Here is a 6,413-nt window from a genome sequence, read left to right on the forward strand (position 1 = left end):
CCGGGCCTCTCGTCGTCTTCTCGCGTCGCGCCGTGTGGGCGCTTCGTCGTCGCGCGTTAGTGCTTGGCGGAGCGGTGGCCTCGCGGCGCCTGCGCGTATTCGCGCACGATCTCGCGGTTGACCTCGTCGAGCGCTTCGGCCAGGGTCGGGCCCAACCGGTCGCCGATGCGCACCTGACCCCAGACGTCGATGTGGCCCAGGCCGCGCGCGGTCAGGAGCGTGTCGAGCGAGGGGTAAGTCAGGCCGGCGCCGGACACCGCGCCGCTGGCCGCGAGCACGAGGTCACCGGGCAGACCGAGCTCACCGCGGGCAATCAGGGGCGTGTCCTCGCCGAGGATCTGGGCGAGGGTGCGCAGGCCGGACTCGTCGCGGCCGAGGACGGGCAGGCCCTCCGCGCGGGCTTGAACGACCTCGGGAGATTCGTCGGCGCGGTCGACGAACGAGGCCGTGGCCGCGTCCGTGGCTCCGCCGTCGTTGAGTTCGCTCGACTCTTCGCGGGCGCGGCGCGTGGCGCGGCGGCTCATGTGGGCGGGAGGCTCCCAGCGGGGCGCGTCGTCCTCGGTGCTGACCTGCTCGTCGGCGTGTTCGGGCACGTCGTCGCCTTCCTCGTCCGGTTCCGTCTCTGTTTCCGCGTGATCGGCAGGTTGATCGCCGACATGCTCGGCGGCCTGATCGTCAGCGTGTTCGCCCGCTTGTTCGTCGGCGCGTTCGTCGGCTTGTTCGCCCGCCGCCGTATCCTCGTCGGACTCAGCGTTCTCCTCCGCGCGGGGTTCCTCGTGGTCGGGGAGCTCGCCCGTCTCCTCGGTCTCGCCGTGCTGCGTTGCGGCGGCATCATTGGACTCGTGCTCGTCTGACTCGGGAACGTGCTCGGCGTGCGAGTCGGCGTCACGCTCGTCGGCATCCTGAGCGTCGGCCTCCGCGTCCTCAGCGCGGTCGGCTTCGACAGATTCGTGCGCGTACTCGTCGCCATCCTCGGCAACCGCATCGCCGTCGACGTGCTCGTCGGTCTCGATGCGCTCGTCGCCAGCGTCCTGCTCGGTGGCCTCATGCTCGTCCTGAGCGTCGGCCTCGGCCTCGTCCTGTTCGTCCTCCTCGGAGGCGGGACGCCAAGGTGCCGGGGGCTCCTCGTCGATCGGGTAGGTGAACACCTCGCGCAGGTGGGGCGCGACCTTCGGCGTGGGGCGCGTCGTCGGCGTCTCAGAATCGGACTCGACGGAGGCGTCGGCGTCGACCTCTTCGATGCTCTCCTGCGCGGGCGCCACGATCTCGGGCGCGGCAACGGATGCGGAGGCCAGGAGCTGCGGGGCGTGGCCATACAGGCGCGGACCCACCGCGTTCACGTCGAGGAACAGGCGGCCATTCGACATCTGGCGCAGGTTCATGAGGTGCACCTCGACGCCCGAAGTCGCCAGGATGGACAGGGCGGGGCGCACCGAAGGATCGATCTCACCGGCGACGATGATGAGTCGCGGGCCGGGCCCCACGGCCCGGGGCATCGAGTCGCGGAACTGCGCCCAACCGGCCCGGAAGCCCTCGGGGCCCGAGGGGTATTCGGCGGCCAGGTCCGACCACGAGATCGAGGCGACCTCAGCCAGTCGCGACAGGGAGGTAATAAGGGTCTCGGAGTCGAGTTCCTTCAGAATTTCGACGGACACGATCTGCCCCGAGACATCGAGAGCTGTCAGGCGCGGCGTCTCCTCGTCGCCCTGGCCCGTCATATCACGCCAGGTCACGGGGAACAGCGGGCGCGACACGATCTGCAGGACCTGCTGGCAGATAGCGTCAACCAGTTCGGGACCCAGATCCTGCGCAACCGGGTATCCGAATTGAGCGGGGACGAGGTGTCCATCCTCGAACTCAAACAGGGCCATCGCTCTTTCCTTCACGTGTATGGGGCGCTCGGGGCCATTGTTTCATACGTTCCAAAAGAAACAAGGATGACACAGGCACAATGGGATGGATACCACGTAAGCATCCACGCGCAGGTCGCCCGCCGACAAGGGGCCTCGGGTATGGCTCACCACGCGCCCACAGTCCTTCACATCGGTAGAATAGTGAGCAAGGACAGCTTCTTTTGACCCCGGGACAGGACACCGACGTTCAGCCCCAGCATCGGCGAGACAGGCCTCGAAACTTTTTTCGGCGACCGCGCGAATTCTGCGCGAATGATGGCACGCACATCCCGCCACTGCGTAACCTCGCCCAGGCTCGGACAACCATGAACAACGTCTCGCCGTTCTAACAGGCCCACAACACGGGCGAATACGCGGAGCGCGCCACCACGCACATACAGCACCCAACGCATCCCACTGACACATGCCGAGCAACTATGAGCCATACCCCGCCAGCGTGGGACCAATGTCGTGTACGATGGCACATGTCGCTTCGAATCCGGATGGCACGGCATCTTCCATCCGGTTAGACTACTGCGCGGCAGAATACTTGAGACAGAACAGGGTGGCATTCAATGGGCAGAGATAAGCTGCGCATCGTTGAATACTCGGCGCCGGAGCCGCAGGTTCCCGCGTCCGAGGAAACGCGCCGCGAACTGTCCCCCTACTGCCTGAATACTGAAGCATCACCCCGCTTGTACCCAAAGTCTGAGCAGGTGGTCAACCCACACCTGCCTCCCATTGAGCGCATGCCCGTCCCCGTGACACCCTTCCCCAAACTGTTCCGCGACGACCCCGAACCCGCGTGATCTTCAGGGCCGCAGGCATCCACTGCCTCGGCCCTCTCCTATTACCCGAAGCATCACGGCCCCCACGCCCGCCCCAACCGGCCACGGCCTCGCGCGACCATCCGCACACCGGATATCCGCCGCCCAACGCGCGCCCGCGTGACACACTGTCACCATGAGCGAGAGCTTCCTGACGGACCTGCGCGCACTCATCGACGTCGATTCCTCGACCGGTACGCGTGCGCGATACTCCTCCGACGCCGGCCTCACGCGCATCCCGCCCCTGGCCGTCGCGTTCCCGCGCACGCCCGAGCAGGCGCTCGCAGCCTTCGACCTCGCCCGTGCCCACGGCGTCCCCCTCACCGCCCGAGGCGGGGGCACCTCGTGCGCGTCCAACGCGATCGGCCCCGGCCTCGTCCTCGATTTCTCGCGGCACATGAACCGCGTCGTCTCCATCGACCCCGAGACCCGCACCGCCACGGTCGAACCCGGCTGCGTCGGCTCTACCCTCCAGGCCGCGGCGGCGAAGTACGGCCTGCGTTTCGGCCCCGACCCCTCCTCCCAGAACCGCGCGACGATCGCCGGCATGGTCGCCAACAACGCGTGCGGCCCGCACGCGACCGCCTGGGGGCGCACCTCCGACAACATCGTCTCCCTCGACTGCGTGGACGGGAGGGGACGCCGCTTCACGGCCACGACCGGCCGCGACTCGGCGCTGCGCGACGTGCCGGGACTGGCCTCCCTCATCGACTCACATCTGGCTCCCATTCGCACGCAGCTCGGCCGCTTCAAGCGCCAGGTCTCCGGCTACTCCCTCGAGCACCTCACCCCCGAGGGTGGGCGCAACCTCGCCGCCATGCTCGCGGGCACCGAAGGCACCCTCGTCCTCATCCTGTCCGTCACCGTGCGCCTCGTGCCCCTGCCCGACGCGCCCGTGCTCGCTGCCCTCGGCTATCGCTCCATGATTGAGGCCGCCGACGACGTGCCCGCACTGCTGGCCCACTCACCCCTCGCCGTGGAGGGCATGGACCGCCGCCTCGTTGACGTCGTGCGCGCCCACAAGGGGCCCGGCGCCGTGCCCGCCCTGCCCGAGGGCGAAGGCTGGCTCCTCGTCGAAGTCGGCGCCCCCGGCGAAAACGTCACCGCCTCCCTGGAGCGCGCACGCGCCCTGTGCGCTGCCTCCGCCGCCGTCGACACGGTCGTGTACCCGCCGGGGGAGCAGGCCTCGGCCCTGTGGAGGATCCGCGCCGACGGTGCGGGCCTGGGCGGGCGCACCCCGCCGGATGGCGCGGGCGGCGGCGATCAGCAGGCCTGGCCCGGCTTCGAGGACGCGGCCGTCCCACCCGAGAGCCTCGGCGCGTACCTGCGCGACTTCACCGCCCTCATGGATGAGTTCGACATCGACGGCCTCCTGTACGGGCACTTCGGCGACGGCTGCGTGCACGTGCGCCTCGCCATGCCGCTCGAGACCCCCGAGGGCGTGGCACACTCGCGCGCCTTCCTCCAGTCCGCGGCCCGCATCTGCGCCGCCCACGGCGGCTCCGTCTCCGGCGAACACGGCGACGGGCGCGCTCGCGGCGAACTCCTGCGCTTCATGTACACCCCCGAGATGCTCGACCTGTTCGCGCGCGTCAAGCACGTCTTCGACCCGGACAACCTCCTCAACCCCGGGGTGCTCGCCTCCCCCATGGACGAGGCCGAGGCCGCCTCTCGCGCCCGGGTGCGGAATGCCGGCGGCGCCGGGAATGCCGGGGCTGCCACTGCTGCTGGCGCGCTCGAGCTGCAGCCCGGCGTCGACCCCCTCGACTTTGGCCTGCGCCGCGTCGCCGCACACCCCATGCCCGCCGACGGCGGCTTCGCGTTCACCCACGACGGCGGCGACTTCACGGCGGCCGTCCACCGCTGCACGGGCGTGGGCAAGTGCCGCGCCGGAGTGCCCGGCACGTTCATGTGCCCGTCCTACCTGGCCACGCGCGACGAGAAGGACGTAACCCGAGGGCGCGCTCGCATCCTCCAGGAGGCCGCGAACTCGCAGCTCGTTCAGGCCATCAACTCCCCCGAAGTCCTCGAGGCCCTCGACCTGTGCCTGGCCTGCAAGGCCTGCTCCGCCGATTGTCCCGCCGGGGTCGACATGGCCCGCTACCGCTCCGAAGCGCTCTTCCGCACCTACCGTGGCCGCATGCGCCCCCTCAGCCACTACACGCTCGGCTGGCTGCCGCGCCTCACCCGCGTCACCGCGCGCGTGCCCGGCCTAGCGACCGTCGCGAACGCCATCATGTCGATCGCTCCCCTGCGGTCGCTCGCCTTCCGCCTCATCGGCCTGGATCCTCGACGAGGCATGCCCGCCCTCCAGTCCGGGACCTTCACCGCGTGGGCTCGCCGCCACTCCCTGCTGGCGGGCGGTGTTCCTTCCTCTGTGTCGCCGGGGTCCGTGTCTGGCTCGTCCGATCCTGTTTCTGGCTCGTCCGATCCTGTTTCTGGTTCTTCTACACCTGCTTCTGAGGCCCGCGAGCGCGGCGGTGTCCCGGCCTCGTCAACCCCGGCCTCGTCGATGACAGCCTCCCCGATCCTTTCCGGGCCGCGCGATCCCAGCGGGCGGCCGTACGCGCTCGTGTGGGCGGACTCGTTTAGCCAGACCCTGGACGATGCGGGGGCGCGCGCGGTCGTCGACGTGCTGGAGGCGAACGGGTTTGCGCCGATCGTCGCGCCGGATGCGTGCTGCGGCCTCACGTGGGTTACGACGGGTCAGCTGACGGGTGCGAAGAAGCACCTGTCGTCGCTGCTCGGCATCCTCGCGCCCTTCGCCGCTGCGGGGATCCCGATTGTCGGGGTCGAGCCCTCGTGCACGGCGGTACTGCGCGACGACCTGCTGGACCTGCTGCCCGAGGATCCGCGCTCGGCGCTCGTGTCTGGTGCGACGCGCACCCTGGCCGAGGTGCTGTCGGCCGTGCCCGCATCCGCGCGCAAGCTACCGAGCCTGGAGGGCGTCGAGATCGTCGCGCAGCCGCACTGCCACCACTACTCCGTCATGGGGTGGGACGCGGACCAGGCGTTGCTCGAGTCGCTGGGCGCGCGCGTGACGCGGCTCGAGGGCTGTTGCGGCCTGGCCGGTAATTTCGGCATGGAGGCGGGCCACTACGACCTGTCGGTCGCGGTCGCGTCGCATTCGCTGCTGCCGTCCCTGGCGGCGCAGCCGGATGCCGTGTATCTGGCGGACGGCTTCTCGTGCCGAACCCAGGCCGCGCAGCTTGCGGGCCGCGGTGGCGTGCACCTGGCGACGCTGCTGGCGGGGCGCGCTGGCTGAATGCCGGTGCTGCGGTGCTCCGCGGGTGCTCCGGGCGGAGCTTGCGGGTCGTGCTCGGCAATTTCGCACGTAATTCCCTTGCGGGTATTTCAAACTGAGAACATAGGTCGTTGGAATTGCAACGTTTTCAGACGTACTTAAAAAATGACCGACTTAAATTACGTGCGAGATTTGTCTGAGACAGTTGTCGCCGCCGCCCTCCGGTACCACGGCAGGGCCCCGCATGGTTTCTGGTATTGCTGTGTGGTGCCACTGGCGTTCCGGGCACCACCGGGCCCGGCCGCTGCGTGTGCCCGTCGACGGCGGCCCGCCCGCGAGCCGTCCGCGCCGCGAGCTTCGCTCGGCGCGTCGGCTCGTTGTCCGGCCAGGCCCTGCCACCACCCACAGGCACCGCTGCAGGGCCCTCCGACACCCTCCACACCGGTGCCA

General features: G+C 69.5%; 3 protein-coding genes. 2 read left to right on the forward strand and 1 reads right to left on the reverse strand.

The window, feature by feature from the left end; genetic code table 11:
• Positions 1 to 56 precede the first annotated feature (56 nt).
• Entirely contained in the window at positions 57 to 1,871 is a 1,815-nt protein-coding gene (locus tag O3656_RS04770) for a hypothetical protein (protein WP_500062862.1), read from the reverse strand.
• Between the two features lie 596 nt (positions 1,872 to 2,467).
• Here O3656_RS04770 and O3656_RS04775 point away from each other — a divergent pair.
• Entirely contained in the window at positions 2,468 to 2,701 is a 234-nt protein-coding gene (locus tag O3656_RS04775) for an ABC transporter (RefSeq protein WP_500062863.1), read from the forward strand.
• 154 nt (positions 2,702 to 2,855) lie between these two features.
• Positions 2,856 to 5,984, forward strand: a complete 3,129-nt coding sequence (locus tag O3656_RS04780) for an FAD-binding and (Fe-S)-binding domain-containing protein (RefSeq protein ID WP_500062864.1) — start codon at positions 2,856 to 2,858, stop codon at positions 5,982 to 5,984.
• Positions 5,985 to 6,413 lie beyond the last annotated feature (429 nt).

The organism is Pauljensenia sp. 27098_8_83, from assembly GCF_041432695.1.
Lineage (GTDB): Bacteria > Actinomycetota > Actinomycetes > Actinomycetales > Actinomycetaceae > Pauljensenia.